Origin of the sequence: Pseudomonas alkylphenolica, from assembly GCF_000746525.1 — a bacterium.
Lineage (GTDB): Bacteria > Pseudomonadota > Gammaproteobacteria > Pseudomonadales > Pseudomonadaceae > Aquipseudomonas > Aquipseudomonas alkylphenolica.
This window is the reverse complement of record NZ_CP009048.1, coordinates 1,068,931-1,083,820: the sequence shown is the minus strand read 5'-3', so window position 1 is coordinate 1,083,820 and position 14,890 is coordinate 1,068,931. Positions and strand designations below refer to the sequence as shown.

Sequence of the window (14,890 nt, the reverse complement as noted above, 5' to 3'; positions counted from 1 at the left end):
AACGCATACCGGATGACACACTCGCAAGACGATCTCGGAGGGATGCTGATCGTGCACATTGCCGACATCACCATGTTCTACGCCCCCGCCAGTGGCGGAGTGCGTACCTATCTTGATGCCAAACACCGCCGCCTGGGACACACCCCCGGTGTCCGCCACAGTCTGTTGATCCCCGGCGCCAGCCGCCAGCACGCCAACGGCATCTACCAGGTGCCGGCACCGGCCCTGCCGTTCGGCAATGGCTATCGCTTTCCGTTACGCCTGGCCCCCTGGCGCAATGTGCTGGAGGACCTGCAACCGGACCTGATCGAGGTCGGCGACCCTTACCTGACCGCCTGGGCAGCCCTGGAAGCACGCCGCCAGCTCGATGTGCCGGTCATCGGTTTCTATCACTCGGACCTGCCGTTGCTGGTCAGCAATCGCATGGGCAACTGGTTCACCCCGAATGTCGAGGCCTATGTCAGCAGGTTGTACGGCAATTTCGACCGGGTCCTGGCGCCAAGCTTGGTGATGGCCAACAAACTGCGCCGTCTGGGTATCGGCAATGTGCATGTTCAGCGTCTTGGCGTCGATCTGAGCACCTTTCATCCACAACACCGTGATCCGGCGTTGCGCCGGCAATTGCACATCGCCGACAACACTCACTTGCTGGTGTTTGCCGGCCGTGGCTCGCGGGAGAAAAACCTGCCGGTGCTGCTCGACTGCATGCAGCGCCTGGGCAGGCATTATCACTTGTTGCTGGTGGGCTCGCACATGCCCGGCAATGTACCGGCCAATGTCACGGTGATTGATCACTTCTGCCCGCCTCACGAAGTCGCCCGCCTGCTGGCCAGCGCCGACGCCCTGGTGCACGCGGGTGATCAGGAAACCTTTGGCCTGGTCGTCCTTGAAGCCATGGCCAGTGCAATCCCGGTCGTTGCCGTCGCCGCAGGTGCTTTCGAGGAAATCCTCGACCAGCGCTTTGGCCGTCTGTGTCCACCCAATGACGGCCCGGCAATGGCCAGGGCGGTGCGCGAAGTGTTCGAAGAAGGCGCAGCACAGCTTGGTTCGCAGGCGCGCCGGCATGTCGAGCAGCGCTACGCCTGGGACAGCGTGGTCAATGGTCTGCTGACCCACTACCGGGCAGTGCTTGGCCATGAGCTGCCGGTACGGGCTCATGGCTGAGCCCGGCGTCACCCCATGCAGCGGGCAAAGTCTGCTGCTGGTATTGCATGACGTAGCCCCCCACACCTGGCCGGACTACCAACCATTCGTCGAGGCCGTCGATGCCCTGGGCGAGATTCCCATGACCTGGCTGGTGGTACCGGATTTCCACAAGCAGCACCCGCTGGATTCGGCAACGGGCTTTCGGCACATGCTTGACCAGCGCCTGCGCCGTGGCGACGAATTGGTCCTGCACGGCTATTACCATGTCGATGACAGCCCGCCGCCACACTCGGCGCGGGATTACTTTCTCCGCCGCGTCTACACCTTCGAAGGCGAGTTCTGCAGCCTTGACCGAGCCTGCGCGCTGGAGCGCCTGGAGGCGGGTATGGCATTGTTCCGGCGCTTCGACTGGCCGCTGGCGGGCTTCGTCGCTCCGGCCTGGCTGATGAGCGAAGGCACCCGTCAGGCGTTGAGCACCCTGCCCTTGCAGTACACCAGCGATCCGCGACACTTCTATCGGCTGCCCGACTTTACCCCGGTCGCCGCCCCCTGCCTGGTCTGGAGCGCACGCAGTGCCTGGCGCCGGGGTCTGTCGAAGATCGTTTGCGAGCTGCTGGCTGCCCGTCTGCAACAGGCGCCAGTGATACGCCTGGGCTTGCACCCGGTGGACATGCGCCATGATTTTTCTCGCAACTACTGGATGCAGACCTTGCAACAGTTGCTGCGCCAAGGCCGCACACCCCTGACCAAATCCGCCTGGCTGACCGACAGGCAACGGCGGTGAATCGCCTGCCCTGGCTGCTCCTGGCCCTGGTCATGGCGCTGCTGGTGCCAGCCCTGCTCGGTGGCAGCGACCTGCTGGAGCGCCTGCGCGCCTTCGCTCCCGGCCTGATGCTGGGCCTGCTGGGGATGATCCTGCTGTGCTGGATCATCAATGCCCTGCGTCTGCGTCTGCTGCTGGGCAGTCAGGGCGAACACCTCGGGCGCATGCGCAGCCTCGGCGTGATCATTGCCACCGAATTCGCCATCTGCACCACTCCCGGCGGCAGCGGCGGCCCCTTGGCCTTGATGGCATTGCTGGCGCGCCACCGCATCGGACCGGCACGCAGCAGCGCGGTGTTCGCCGCCGACCAGCTCAATGACCTGCTGTTTTTCCTCTGTGCCATGCTCGGCATCGCTGGCTACGCCCTGCTGCACAGCCTCAACCGCAACCTGCAAGGCATGCTGCTGAGCAGCGCCGCGCTAATGTTCGGGATAGTCGCCGGGGTTGTCGCGCTGCTGGTTTATCGGCGCCTGTTGCTCAGGCTCAGTGGTCGACTGCTACGCAGGCTCAGGATCTCCACCTCGCGGCGCCGACGCTGGACACACAAGACACTGCACTTCCTGCGCGCCCTGGGCGAGACCTGGAAACTGCCCAAGCGCACGCTGGCCCTGGTGTTTGCCTTGACCTGCGTACATTGGGGATTGCGCTACAGCGTGCTGTACCTGGCCCTGCGCGGACTCGGCGTGGATGTGCAGTGGATGCTCAGCTTTCTGGTGCAGATACTTTCGCTCAGCGCCGGGCAGTTCAGCCTGCTACCCGGTGGTGCCGGTGCCGCCGAGCTGACTTCGGCCGCGCTGCTCACGCCGCTGGTGGGCAGCACCACGGCCGCCGCAGCCATTCTGATCTGGCGGCTGGTGACTTATTACTTCTACCTGATTGCCGGTGGCCCGGTGTTCCTGTGCTTGCTGGGACGACCGCTACTGGAGCGCCTCAATCAGGCGCGGGCACGTCGCTAGAATGCTGCAACTGTTCCCAGAGTTCGGCGGCACCGGGGAAATCGGTACCATCCTCACTGTCCAGTGCATCAGGATCGTAACGGCTCAAACACCCCTCACCGAGGGTTGGCGGGGCTTTGGAGGTTGCCTTGTCGAGAGGATCGGCCATGCTGCAACCTCCTGCCTTGAGCGTGGTTAGTTGAACACCACGGTCTTGTTGCCGTGTACCAGCACACGGTCTTCCAGGTGATAGCGCAAGCCACGCGCCAGCACCATCTTCTCGACGTCACGGCCGAAACGCACCATGTCTTCGATACTGTCACTGTGGCTGACCCGCACCACGTCCTGCTCGATGATCGGGCCGGCGTCCAGCTCTTCGGTTACATAGTGGCAGGTCGCGCCGATCAGCTTCACACCGCGCAACGAGGCCTGGTGATAAGGCTTGGCACCGACGAACGAAGGCAGGAAGCTGTGGTGAATGTTGATCACCTGCTGGGCATATTCCTGGCACAGCTGCGGTGGCAGGATCTGCATGTAACGCGCCAGTACCACGACATCGGCACCGTGCTCCTTGACCAGGCGCGAAACCTCGGCAAATGCCGGTTGCTTGTCCTGTGGATCGACCGGTACATGGAAAAACGGAATGCCATGCCACTCGACCATGCTGCGCAGATCGTTGTGGTTGGAAATCACGCAAGGAATATCGCAGTCGAGTTCCTTGGCGTGCCAGCGGTGCAGCAGGTCGGCCAGGCAGTGGGACTCACGGCTGGCCATCAGCACGACGCGTTTTTTCTGGTCGGTGTCGGTAATACGCCAGACCATGGAAAATTCTTCAGCAATCGGTGCGAACGCTTCGCGGAAAGCCTCAATGCCAAATGGCAGGGTGTCTGCGCGGATTTCGTGACGCATGAAGAACCAACCGCTCTGCTCATCGGAATGATGGCTCGCTTCGTTGATCCAGCCGTTATGGGACGCCAGGAAATTACTGACTTTGGCGACGATGCCAACGCGGTCGGGGCAAGCAATCACCAGCCGGTAGGTGCGCATGAAAGGGACTCCAGATACTTCGCAAAGGCGCTTATTCTAACGAGTGCCCGGAAAAACTGCAGTAGGCAATGCACACATCCTGTCACCTGGACCGGCAGTACCTGAGAACAGGACAACGCTACGCGACACACGGCGTGGCGCCCAATTAACCTGTTCTGCCAGTCTTAGTTTGTAAAATATTTTTAATAAAATTTAACGACTAGATTTAACCACACCGGCATTTATTGCCAAGTTTAATGTTTACTTGGCAGTAAGCTCTGACTATTATTGCCCCACTGTCTACCTGATTCCCCCCATTTCCAAGGATCACCCAATGTCCCTGATTAACGAATACCGCGCCACCGAAGAAGCCATCAAAGAACTGCAGGCTCGCCTGGCCAACCTGTCGAATGACGACAAGCTGAAGAAAGAGCTGGAGTTCGAAGGCAAACTGCGCACCCTGATGGGCGAATATCAGAAGTCGCTGCGCGATATCATTGCACTGCTCGACCCTGAAGCAAAATCGAGCAAAACCCCACGTGGTGCTGTTAAAACCACCGGCACCAAGCGCGCGCGCAAGGTCAAGCAATACAAGAACCCGCACAACGGTGAAGTCATCGAAACCAAAGGCGGCAACCACAAAACCCTGAAAGAGTGGAAAGCCAAGTGGGGTGGCGATGTGGTTGAAGGCTGGGCAACCCTGCTGGGTTAATTGCCAGTCACTGCAACGCGTTTGCACTGATAAAAAAAACGCCAGCTTGCTGGCGTTTTTTTTCGACCCGGGTTTAGCGCCGCTTATAGTCCAAACTGCAACTTCAACGCCTGGACATGCGCTTGCCACTGCCCGAGCAATTCCCGCTGGGTGGCGTCGGCCCGGGCCCAACAGTCCTGCAGCGCCTGCTCGAAATCGCCAACGGTATTCGGCGCCCCCATGTGTGGATCGCTAAGACGCTGCTGACAGAACAGCTGCCAGCGCTGCAGCTCCTGCTCATTCAAGGTTTCGATGAAATTACGGGCGCGATAGCGAAACAGCAATTCAGGTAAACGTTCATCGTCAAACATCCAGTGTCCCTGTCCCAATTGCCGGGGCTCGACACTGCGTACTTGCTCGCACAGGCGCCTGTCGCGATCACCGATAAAGCCGTCATACAATTGCTGCTCCGGATCGTCACAAGGGGCAAACTCTTCCTCGCTATAGAGGGTTTGCAATTTATCCTGCCAACTCGCCTGAGCGGCTATCAGGCTTGATGCCCGCGCTTGCAACAAGGACATATCCAGCCCCAGGCGTTGCTGATCCTGCACACGCAATACATTGAGCGGAGCAACCACCGGGCAACGATTGATATGCACCAACTTCAAGGGAACCGGTAATTGCCCTTCAGGCATGTCTTCGCGCCGCGTGTATAAACGCTGGCGTAACGACTCACCTTCCTCTTGCAGCAAAGGTTGGGGATCCATGCCCAAGTCACAGACAATCAAGGCATTACGGTTACGCGGGTGCCAGGCAAGTGGCAGGACCACGCCGAGATAATTGCGCGCCGCCGAGAAGCGTCCGGAAATATGTACCAAGGGCTGCAGCAAACGGATTTGATCCAGCACTTTGTGTTTATTACGTAATTGAAACAACCAGTCATACAGCTTCGGTTGTTTCTCTCGAATCAATCGTGCAAGCGCAATAGTGGCCCGCACATCACTGAGTGCTTCATGGGCCTGACCATGATCGATACCATTGGCCGCCGTCAGCAGTTCCAGACGCAAGCTGACACGCCCCTCCTGCTGCGGCCAGACAATGCCATCCGGACGCAGCGCATAAGCGGCGCGCACTACGTCGATCAGGTCCCAGCGGCTGTTGCCACCTTGCCACTCGCGGGCGTACGGATCGAAGAAGTTGCGATACAGGCTGTAGCGGGTGACTTCATCGTCAAAGCGCAGGCTGTTGTAGCCCGCACCACAGGTGCCCGGGCGGGCCAGTTCGGCGTGTACACGGGTCATGAACTCGGCTTCGAGCAGGCCCTTGCTGGCCAGCTGTGCCGGGGTGATGCCAGTGACCAGGCAAGCCGCCGGGTGCGGCAGGATGTCATCACTGGGTTGGCAGTAGAAATTGATCGGCTCCTCGATCTCGTTGAGCTCGAGATCGGTGCGCACGCCCGCTACCTGCAAGGGCCGGTCATTGCGCGGATTAATACCGGTGGTTTCGTAGTCGTGCCAGAAAATGCTGGTGCTCACGGGGTCGTCCTGAACATAAGATCGACCAGAGTCTAGGGCTACTCGTCCACTACGACCAGCCTCAGACCGAGGCCTCCAGCGGATGGAAGCTGAAATAGTTGCGCAGGGCACGCACCAGTTGCGCGTATTCCGGTGGCGCCTGCAACAACATGAACCCGGAGTCGTAGTGCCCCGGCGTCTGATCTTCATGGCACCACAGGCAACTGGCGGTCAGGTTGATCAGATGCATGCCGCCACTGCGACCGACGATTTTCAATTGCAACTCGAAATCCGGGCCGACCAGCATCGGCAGCTGGCTGATCAACATCAGGCCGTCTTCGGACACATTACCCAGGTAGCCGATCGGCTGATCGGTATGGCGGTTGAAGACTTTGAGGAAGTAAGGGAGCTGATGACGCTCGATGCGGCGCTCGTCAAACATGATCGGAATCGCTGTCGGAGACCCTTGAGCAGGGCCGCGCTAGTGCTGCTGAATTACGTATGCCTCAGCAACAAGATTAGCGCAGCCTGACCCTCGCGTCACAATCAGACCCGAATACTTTAGTATTAACGCCAAGGCGTGGTGGTGGCCGGGCGGGCAATGGCCGTCCCGCCGCTGCGCAAGTGACCCAGTTGTTCCAGGGTCTGCAGACGGGCACGGGCGCGGTAGGCGTATTCGTTCTGCGGGTAGCGCTCAATCAGGTACTGATAGGTCTGCGCGGCATCGACGTAGAGCTTCTGCCGCTCCAGACACTGACCGCGCAGCATCGACACCTCGGGATGGATGAATGGCCGCGCGCGGCTGGTCCGGTCGACCTGCGACAGCTCGAGCATGACCTTCTCACAATCGCCGCGGTCATAGGCACGGTAGGCATTGTTCAGATGATGGTCCATCGACCAACGGGTGCAGCCGACGACACTGGTCGCCAGGGCTAGAACGATCAAGGCTCGCATGGGGAATCTCCTGTATTGCGCAGCTTATCGGCATTGTCGGGGAAATCTGTAGGTAGGAGCGGGCTTGCCCCGCGATACGATGTGACTGACAAATCGCAATCGCGGGGCAAGCCCGCTCCTACCGCCCCGTTCAAACGCTGCCCCTATCCCGGGGCAGGTAGTGCAAAGGAACAATGACTACAGCGAAATTCCAGAGTAGCCTTTCGCTGCGCTTCACTATAGGAGTCTGTGCATGACCATCCGCCGTACCAAAATCGTCGCCACCCTTGGCCCCGCCAGCAACTCGCCGGAAGTTATCGAACAACTGATTCTTGCCGGCCTGGATGTCGCTCGCCTGAACTTCTCCCACGGCACGCCCGATGAGCATAAAGCCCGCGCGCGCCTGATCCGTGAGATCGCGGCAAAGCTGGGTCGCCATGTAGCGCTGCTCGGTGACCTGCAAGGTCCGAAGATTCGTATCGCCAAATTCGCCAACAAGCGCATCGAACTGAAAGTCGGTGACCGCTTCACCTTCTCCACCGCCCACCCGCTGACCGAAGGCACCCAGGACATCGTCGGTATCGACTACCCGGACCTGGTCAAGGATTGCGGCGTCGGTGACGAGCTGCTGCTCGATGACGGCCGCGTGGTAATGCGCGTCGAAACCGCCACCAGCGATTCGCTGCACTGCTCGGTACTGATCGGCGGCCCGCTGTCCGACCACAAGGGCATCAACCGCAAAGGCGGAGGCCTGACCGCCCCGGCCCTGACCGAAAAAGACAAGGCTGACATCAAGCTGGCTGCCGAGATGGACCTGGACTACCTGGCCGTGTCGTTCCCGCGTGATGCCAGCGACATGGAATACGCCCGTCGCCTGCGTGACGAAGCCGGCGGCAGCGCCTGGCTGGTGGCCAAGATCGAACGCGCCGAAGCCGTGGCCGACGACGAAACCCTCGACGGCCTGATCGCCGCCAGTGACGCGGTGATGGTTGCCCGTGGTGACCTGGGTGTGGAAATCGGCGATGCCGAGCTGATCGCGATCCAGAAAAAGATCATCCAGCACGCCCGTCGCAACAACAAGGCCGTGATCGTCGCTACCCAGATGATGGAGTCGATGATCCAGAACCCGATGCCGACCCGTGCCGAAGTGTCCGACGTGGCCAACGCCGTGCTCGACAACACCGACGCGGTGATGCTCTCGGCCGAAAGTGCCGCCGGCGCTTACCCGATCGAAGCGGTCCAGGCCATGGCGCGCATCTGCCTGGGTGCGGAAAAACATCCGACCAGCCAGAAGTCCAGCCACCGTCTGCACACCACCTTCGAGCGCTGTGACGAAAGCATCGCCCTGGCGGCCATGTACACCGCCAACCACTTCCCGGGCGTCAAGGCGATCATCGCCCTCACCGAGAGTGGCTACACCCCGCTGATCATGTCGCGCCTGCGTTCTTCGGTGCCGATCTACGCCTTTTCGCCGCACCGCGCCACCCTGGCCCGCGCCGCGATGTTCCGCGGCGTGTACCCGGTGGCTTTCGATCCGGCAGCCCTGCCGGCCGAGAAAGTCAGCGAGGCGGCAGTCGACGAGCTGCTCAAACGCGAAGTGGTCGAACCAGGCGACTGGGCAATTCTGACCAAAGGCGACAGCTACCACACTATCGGTGGCACCAACGGCATGAAGATCCTGCATGTCGGTGATTCGCTGGTCTGATCCCCAGGCGTTCATCCCGGTGGGAGCGGGCTTGCCCCGCGATGCGATCTGACAGCCACATCGCTTCGCGGGGCAAGCCCGCTCCCACCGTTTCTTTATGCGTGCCCGGTAAAGATATCGGCAAACAGCTGATTGCGCGGTAATCCGGCCAGAAACAGTCGGCGGGAAAACTGCTCGACGCTGGCCGGTGAACCGCAGGCCAGGGCAATCGTCTGGCGTGATTGCACACGCAGCGCAGCCAGTGCCTGGGGCAATGCCTGCGGGGTCAGCAGCTCGACCTGAAGGTGCGGATGACGCTCGGCAAGCGCGGCCAGTTCGCTGGCCAGATAGTGCTCCTGACTGTCATGGGCCAGGTGCAGCACACGAATCGGGCCCCGGTGCTCCTGACGCAAGGCTTCACGCAGAATGCCCCATAAGGGCGCCAGCCCAGTACCTGCCGCCAGCAACCACAACGGGCGCTCCTGCCAGTCGGCATCATAGTGCAGCGCCCCGCCACGCAATTCGCCCAAACGCAGGGCATCGCCCAATTGCAGCTGGCGTGCCGCATCGCAGAAGGCGCCCGCCTGGCGACAGTCGAGGTGAAATTCGAGAAACGGCTCCTCGTCGGGCAAGCTGGCCAACGAATAAGGACGTGCCACACCGCTGTTGCTCCACAACACCAGGTGCTGGCCTGCCCGGTAACGCAGCCTGCGCTCGGCGTGCAAGCGCAAGCGCAGCACCGTCGGGCTCAGCCAGTCGAGCCCGAGCACAGTAGCCCCGATACCGTCCTGCTGCGGGTCGAACAGGGCAACCTGCAAGTCCTCTTCGACCTGACACTGGCAGGACAATCGCCAGCCCGACTGGCGCTGTTCCTCGCTCAGGGCATCTGGCCGGGCATCCAGCGGTTGCCCGTGCAGACAGCGCACCAGACAGGCATGACAACTGCCGGCGCGGCAGCTGTACGGCACCGAAAAACCCGCGTCATTGAGCACATCAAGCAAATTGCTGCCCGGCGCCACCGTCCACTGCTGCTCACCTACCCGCAATTCAGGCATCAAGCGTCTCCCAGGCCTTCAGGCAGTCAGTTTTGCACAAACCACCGCTACGCAAAAACAATGCCTGGCGCTTACCGACCTTCGTCAGACCACTGATACGTGTACCCAAGGCCGATGCACGCTATACTGCCGCGCCTTTTTGCGCCGCCAGCCTGACCGTCGGCGCGCCGTGAAAGGTCGTTTCGACACCTCGGCCTGTCCGCGTCGGAATACCTTATTGAATGTTCCCGTCTTTAAGAGGAGCGCGCTGCATGACCGTGATCAAGCAAGACGACCTGATTCAGAGCGTTGCCGACGCCCTGCAGTTCATTTCGTACTACCACCCCGTTGACTTCATCCAGGCCATGCACGAGGCCTATCTGCGTGAAGAGTCGCCCGCCGCGCGCGACTCCATCGCCCAGATCCTGATCAACTCGCGCATGTGCGCCACTGGCCACCGCCCGATCTGCCAGGACACCGGTATCGTTACCGTGTTCGTGCGCGTCGGTATGGATGTGCGCTGGGATGGCGCGACCATGAGCCTGGACGACATGATCAACGAAGGCGTGCGCCGCGCCTACAACCTGCCGGAAAACGTCCTGCGTGCCTCGATCCTGGCCGACCCGGCAGGCGCTCGTAAAAACACCAAGGACAACACCCCGGCGGTCATCCACTACTCCATCGTCCCGGGTAACACCGTGGAAGTGGACGTGGCAGCCAAAGGCGGCGGCTCCGAGAACAAGTCGAAGATGGCCATGCTCAACCCGTCCGACTCGATCGTTGACTGGGTGCTGAAGACCGTTCCGACCATGGGCGCTGGCTGGTGCCCGCCTGGCATGCTCGGCATCGGCATCGGCGGTACTGCCGAAAAAGCCGCAGTAATGGCCAAGGAAGTGTTGATGGAATCCATCGACATTCACGAGCTCAAGGCCCGTGGCCCGCAGAACCGTATCGAAGAGATCCGTCTGGAGCTGTTCGAGAAGGTCAACCAGCTGGGCATCGGTGCTCAGGGTCTGGGCGGTCTGACCACCGTGCTCGACGTCAAGATCATGGACTACCCGACCCATGCCGCGTCCCTGCCGGTGTGCATGATCCCGAACTGCGCCGCCACCCGTCACGCGCACTTCGTGCTCGACGGTTCCGGCCCGGCCGACCTCGAAGCGCCATCGCTCGACGCCTACCCGGAAATCGTCTGGGAAGCCGGCCCATCGGCCCGCCGTGTCGACCTCGACACCCTGACCCCGGAAGACGTGCAGAGCTGGAAGCCGGGCGAGACCATCCTGCTCAACGGCAAGATGCTCACTGGCCGCGACGCCGCGCACAAGCGCATGGTCGAAATGCTCAACCGTGGCGATGAGCTGCCGGTCGATCTGAAAGGCCGCTTCATCTACTACGTCGGCCCGGTTGATCCGGTACGCGAAGAAGTGGTTGGCCCTGCCGGCCCGACCACCGCGACGCGGATGGACAAGTTCACCCGTCAGATCCTCGAGCAGACCGGTCTGCTGGGCATGATCGGCAAATCCGAGCGCGGCCCGACCGCAATCGACGCGATCAAGGACAACAAGGCCGTGTACCTGATGGCTGTCGGCGGTGCCGCCTACCTGGTGGCCCAGGCGATCAAGAAGTCCAAGGTCCTGGCCTTTGCCGAACTGGGCATGGAAGCGATCTACGAGTTCGAAGTCAAGGACATGCCAGTCACCGTTGCGGTCGACAGCAACGGCGAGTCGGTGCATATCACAGGTCCTGCACTGTGGCAGAGCAAGATCGCTGAAAGTCTGGCGGTGGAAGTGAAGTAAACCTCAGGGTTTGCTGACAAAAAAGCGGCAGGGGAGGTGATCCCCCTGCCGTTTTTTTCGCGGGCAAGCCCGCTCCCACCGAAAGCTGTGGGAGCGGGCTTGCCCCGCGATCAATCGCGCCGATCCAGCATATTGACCACCAGCCGATCCAGCCAGCCCCACAAACGTTGTTGCAGACGCTTCCACAACGGCCGCGCATGCCAATGGGCCAGGTCGATGCACAGGCTCTGGGCGAAATCGCGCTCGAAACTCGCAGCCACCGCCGCCGTCAGCGGCGGATCGAGCGCCTCAACGTTGGCTTCAAGGTTGAAACGCAGGTTCCAGTGGTCGAAATTGCACGAGCCGATGCTCACCCAGTCGTCGACCAGCACCATCTTCAGGTGCAGGAAGCACGGCTGATACTCGAAAATTTGCACTCCTGCACGCATCAGCCTCGGGTAATAGCGATGCCCGGCATAGCGCACCGAAGGATGATCGGTACGCGGGCCAGTCAGCAGCAGGCGTACATCAACACCGTTGGCAGCAGCCCGGCGCAGGGAGCGGCGGACTTTCCAGGTCGGTAAAAAGTACGGTGTGGCCAGCCAGATCCGCCGTTGCCCGCTGTTCAACGCGCGCACCAGCGATTGCAGGATATCCCGGTGCTGGCGGGCATCGGCATACGCCACCCGACCCATGCCCTCGCCGCTATCGGGTACATGAGGCAGGCGCGGCAGGCCAAAATGCGTCGGTGGCCGCCAGGCCGTGCGCCGCAGGTTGGCGCGCCACTGGCGATCGAAAAGCATCTGCCAGTCGGCTACCAGCGGCCCTTGCATCTGCACCATCACCTCGTGCCATTCGCTGATTGCTTCGTCAGGCACCCAGAACTGGTCAGTAACGCCGGTACCGCCGACCACCGCCCAGCTCTGGTCGACCACCAGCAATTTGCGGTGGTCACGGTACAGGTTGCGAAATCCCCGGCGCCAGCGCAGACGGTTGTACCAGCGCAGTTCGACGCCAGCGGCGATCAGGCGCTGGCGCAGGTTCAGGGTGAACGCCAGCGAACCGTAGTCATCGAACAGACAGCGTACCTGCACACCGCGCCCGGCAGCTTGCACCAGCGCCTGGACCATGGCTTCGGCGCAGGCGCCGGCCTCCACCAGATACAGCTCCAGGTCGACCTGCTGTTCGGCCCGCACAATGGCGGAGAGCATGCGCGGAAAAAATTCGGGGCCGTCGATCAATAACTCGAACCGATTGCCATCTCGCCAGGGAAAGACCGGTCCGGCCATATCAGCGCGCCGTGAAGATCAATACCGCAGACACCGGCACCGACGGGCTGATGGACTTGAGCCCGGCCAGCTTGCGCAAAGTCTCCAGGCCCGGCAGTAGATCAAAGTCTTCGGCCCGCAACATCAATGGCTCCAGGGTCACCACCTGGAAGCGTCGCTCGTCCAGACGCGTGGCCAACAGCAAGGCGCTGTAGCTATGTTCCTTGCCACGCAGCTCAACCGTCACTGGCAAGCGCAATTCCACCTGTGCACCGTTAGCCAGATCATTGATCGGCCGCAGATCGATCTGGGCACGAACCTTGGCCTCCGGATAGCCGGCAAAATCAAACAGCTCCTTGCGCATGCGCTCATCGCGCAGTGGCACGCTGCTGTTGTTCGAATCCATCTCGATCATCAGCTCGGCCGCGCCCTTGCGATCGACCTTGCCGTGCAACACCAGGAAACGATGGACTTCGGCGGTATCGCCGTTTTTGCTGGAGATGAACGACAGTCGTGACGACTCGCCATCAAGGTGCCAGTTGGCCTGGGCGGAAAAGCTCAGCAGCACGAGCAAGGCCAGGAGAAGACGGGGCAGAGAGAACATGAGAAATCCTGTAACACAGAAGCCGTCAACCTTACCCGGCTGCCTTCACGGCAGCAAGCCGCAGCCCTCACGAGCGCCCTGCCAGCGCGCTCGACGCTCAACGCCCAGCCCCACGGCAGTGACCTGACGGGAGTGGGCATTTTCCTCAAGCCGGCTCAGGGGCAGGTATTGGCGTACATAGGCCTGGCAGTAAGGCGCGTCGAAGCCCATGACAAAACGGCAGGAGCAATACTCCTTGGCCGAATAAGCGCTGAGAATCCCGGTAAAGTCCGCCAGGGCTTGGCGCTCGTACCAGCTCCAGGCGCCCGCCAGCATCAGCAGCCCCAGCAGCAAGCGCTTCATGGGCGCCCCCCGGCCTGCGCCGCCAGTACCCGCTTGAGCAGTTCGTTGTGCTGGAACCGGCCATCACGATCATCGGCGTAGCGCACCACTACCAGCTGTTCATCGGGCAGCACGTACAAGGCCTGGCCCCAATGTCCCAAGGCCGCAAAGGTGTCGGCCGGCGCATCGGGCCAGGGCCGCGCTGCTCCGGGCAACGGCTGGTTGAGCCACCAATGCCCGCCGGGATTGGCCTCACCGGGTTGCGCGGCAGCCTTGGCAAACAGGCTGCGGTTGAACGCCACCCAGTCCCTGGGCAGCAGTTGCCGAGCCTGCCAGCGGCCGTCGCGCAGCATCAGCAAGCCGATGCGTGCCAGGTCGCGGGCGCTCATGTAGAGATAGGATGAGCCGACCAGCGTACCGCGGGCATCCCGCTCCCAGACCGCCGAGGTGATACCCAACGGCGTGAACAGTGCATCCCAGGGATACTGCCGGTACCGCTCAGGCCCGACCATCGTTCGCAACGCTGCCGCCAGGACATTGCTGTCGCCACTGGAATAGAGAAAACGCTGGCCCGGCTCAGCCGCTGCCGGCCGGGCAGCGCTGTATGCGGCCATATCCGCGCGGCCCCGGGTGTAGAGCATGGCCACCACCGAGGAGTGCAGCGGCGCGTATTCGTAGTCTTCCTGCCAGTCCAGACCGCTGGCCCAGTGCAGCAGGTCTTGCAGACGAACCTGGGGATGGGCCTGCATGGGTGGGTAAAAGCGTGCGACCGGGTCATTGAGGGCAAAGCGCGCCTCACCATGAGCCACCCCCAATAGCGTGGCCAGCACGCTCTTGCTGATGGACCAGGTCAGGTGTGGCGTCTGCGCGGTCGTCGGGGCGGCGTAGTGCTCATACACAATACGTCCTGCCTTGATCACCAGCAGGGCGTCGGTGCGCACACCTTCACGGCTGCTGTCGTCACGCGGAGCAAAAGCGTAGGCCTGTACCTGGCGCCAGGCCGGGCTATTGGCATCAGCTGCCTGCGGCCAGCCTGGATCTGGCCAAGTCTCCTGACCAAGCGCCGGTACACTGGTGATAGCCAGGCTGAGCAACACCCCCAGCAGCACTTTGTTCATCCGGTGTCTCACAAGGTC

Annotated in this window: 16 protein-coding genes; 6 read left to right on the top strand and 10 right to left on the bottom strand. The window is 61.7% G+C overall.

What is annotated here, in order from left to right; all coding sequences use genetic code 11:
• The first annotated feature begins 42 nt into the window (after nt 1-42).
• From gpgS to gpgF, 3 genes are read left to right on the top strand one after another with little or no spacing between them, the layout of a single operon-like run.
• Nucleotides 43-1,164, top strand: coding sequence for an N-acetylglucosaminyl phosphatidylglycerol synthase (gpgS, locus tag PSAKL28_RS05080; protein WP_038607394.1), 1,122 nt, complete (start codon nt 43-45; stop codon nt 1,162-1,164).
• Nucleotides 1,157-1,930, top strand: coding sequence for an N-acetylglucosaminyl phosphatidylglycerol deacetylase (gene gpgD / locus PSAKL28_RS05075; RefSeq protein WP_038607391.1), 774 nt, complete (start codon nt 1,157-1,159; stop codon nt 1,928-1,930). Before gpgS ends, gpgD begins: the two co-directional genes overlap by 8 nt.
• A complete protein-coding gene (gene gpgF / locus PSAKL28_RS05070; protein ID WP_038607388.1) occupies nt 1,927-2,925 on the top strand; it encodes a glucosaminyl phosphatidylglycerol flippase in 999 nt (332 codons plus the stop codon). Before gpgD ends, gpgF begins: the two co-directional genes overlap by 4 nt.
• Here the strand turns inward: gpgF and PSAKL28_RS27815 are convergent.
• Together PSAKL28_RS27815 and purU are read right to left on the bottom strand one after the other, a co-directional pair.
• Nucleotides 2,900-3,073, bottom strand: coding sequence for a hypothetical protein (locus PSAKL28_RS27815; protein ID WP_167335109.1), 174 nt, complete (start codon nt 3,071-3,073; stop codon nt 2,900-2,902). The genes gpgF and PSAKL28_RS27815 overlap by 26 nt on opposite strands.
• A gap of 26 nt (nt 3,074-3,099) precedes the next feature.
• A complete protein-coding gene (gene purU, locus PSAKL28_RS05065; protein WP_038607385.1) occupies nt 3,100-3,951 on the bottom strand; it encodes a formyltetrahydrofolate deformylase in 852 nt (283 codons plus the stop codon).
• A 313-nt stretch (nt 3,952-4,264) separates the two neighbouring features.
• Between purU and mvaT the strand changes: the two genes are divergently transcribed.
• Entirely contained in the window at nt 4,265-4,642 is a 378-nt protein-coding gene (gene mvaT, locus PSAKL28_RS05060; RefSeq protein WP_038607383.1) for a histone-like nucleoid-structuring protein MvaT, read from the top strand.
• An 83-nt stretch (nt 4,643-4,725) separates the two neighbouring features.
• On the opposite strand, the gene sbcB is transcribed toward mvaT, so the two are convergent.
• The 3 genes from sbcB to PSAKL28_RS05045 all read right to left on the bottom strand — a co-directional run bounded on the left by sbcB (nt 4,726) and on the right by PSAKL28_RS05045 (nt 7,089).
• The gene (sbcB, locus tag PSAKL28_RS05055; RefSeq protein ID WP_038607380.1) at nt 4,726-6,156 is read right to left on the bottom strand and encodes an exodeoxyribonuclease I; all 1,431 of its coding nucleotides are present in this window, start codon (nt 6,154-6,156) and stop codon (nt 4,726-4,728) included.
• A gap of 61 nt (nt 6,157-6,217) precedes the next feature.
• Entirely contained in the window at nt 6,218-6,577 is a 360-nt protein-coding gene (locus PSAKL28_RS05050; protein WP_038607377.1) for a PilZ domain-containing protein, read from the bottom strand.
• Between the two features lie 125 nt (nt 6,578-6,702).
• Nucleotides 6,703-7,089 (bottom strand): tetratricopeptide repeat protein, encoded by a 387-nt coding sequence (locus PSAKL28_RS05045; protein WP_038607375.1) that lies wholly within the window; start codon nt 7,087-7,089, stop codon nt 6,703-6,705.
• Between the two features lie 232 nt (nt 7,090-7,321).
• Here PSAKL28_RS05045 and pyk point away from each other — a divergent pair, with 232 nt between their 5' ends.
• The gene (gene pyk, locus PSAKL28_RS05040) at nt 7,322-8,773 is read left to right on the top strand and encodes a pyruvate kinase (protein ID WP_038607373.1); all 1,452 of its coding nucleotides are present in this window, start codon (nt 7,322-7,324) and stop codon (nt 8,771-8,773) included.
• Between the two features lie 95 nt (nt 8,774-8,868).
• Here pyk and PSAKL28_RS05035 read toward each other — a convergent pair whose 3' ends face one another.
• Nucleotides 8,869-9,807, bottom strand: coding sequence for an iron-sulfur-binding ferredoxin reductase (locus PSAKL28_RS05035; RefSeq protein ID WP_038607371.1), 939 nt, complete (start codon nt 9,805-9,807; stop codon nt 8,869-8,871).
• A 251-nt stretch (nt 9,808-10,058) separates the two neighbouring features.
• On the opposite strand from PSAKL28_RS05035, the gene PSAKL28_RS05030 reads away from it, so the two are divergent.
• Nucleotides 10,059-11,582: a fumarate hydratase gene (locus tag PSAKL28_RS05030; protein ID WP_038607369.1), complete on the top strand. Its 1,524-nt coding sequence runs from the start codon at nt 10,059-10,061 to the stop codon at nt 11,580-11,582.
• A gap of 110 nt (nt 11,583-11,692) precedes the next feature.
• Here the strand turns inward: PSAKL28_RS05030 and PSAKL28_RS05025 are convergent, their stop codons facing one another.
• From PSAKL28_RS05025 to PSAKL28_RS05010, 4 genes are read right to left on the bottom strand one after another with little or no spacing between them, the layout of a single operon-like run.
• Nucleotides 11,693-12,850, bottom strand: a complete 1,158-nt coding sequence (locus PSAKL28_RS05025) for a phospholipase D-like domain-containing protein (protein ID WP_038607367.1) — start codon at nt 12,848-12,850, stop codon at nt 11,693-11,695.
• Between the two features lies 1 nt (nt 12,851).
• The gene (locus PSAKL28_RS05020) at nt 12,852-13,433 is read right to left on the bottom strand and encodes a YceI family protein (protein WP_038607365.1); all 582 of its coding nucleotides are present in this window, start codon (nt 13,431-13,433) and stop codon (nt 12,852-12,854) included.
• A 45-nt stretch (nt 13,434-13,478) separates the two neighbouring features.
• Nucleotides 13,479-13,775, bottom strand: a complete 297-nt coding sequence (locus PSAKL28_RS05015; RefSeq protein ID WP_038607362.1) for a hypothetical protein — start codon at nt 13,773-13,775, stop codon at nt 13,479-13,481.
• Nucleotides 13,772-14,872 carry a serine hydrolase domain-containing protein gene (locus tag PSAKL28_RS05010; RefSeq protein ID WP_038607359.1) on the bottom strand — a complete coding sequence of 367 codons (1,101 nt, stop codon included), beginning with the start codon at nt 14,870-14,872 and terminating at the stop codon, nt 13,772-13,774. Before PSAKL28_RS05010 ends, PSAKL28_RS05015 begins: the two co-directional genes overlap by 4 nt.
• Nucleotides 14,873-14,890 lie beyond the last annotated feature (18 nt).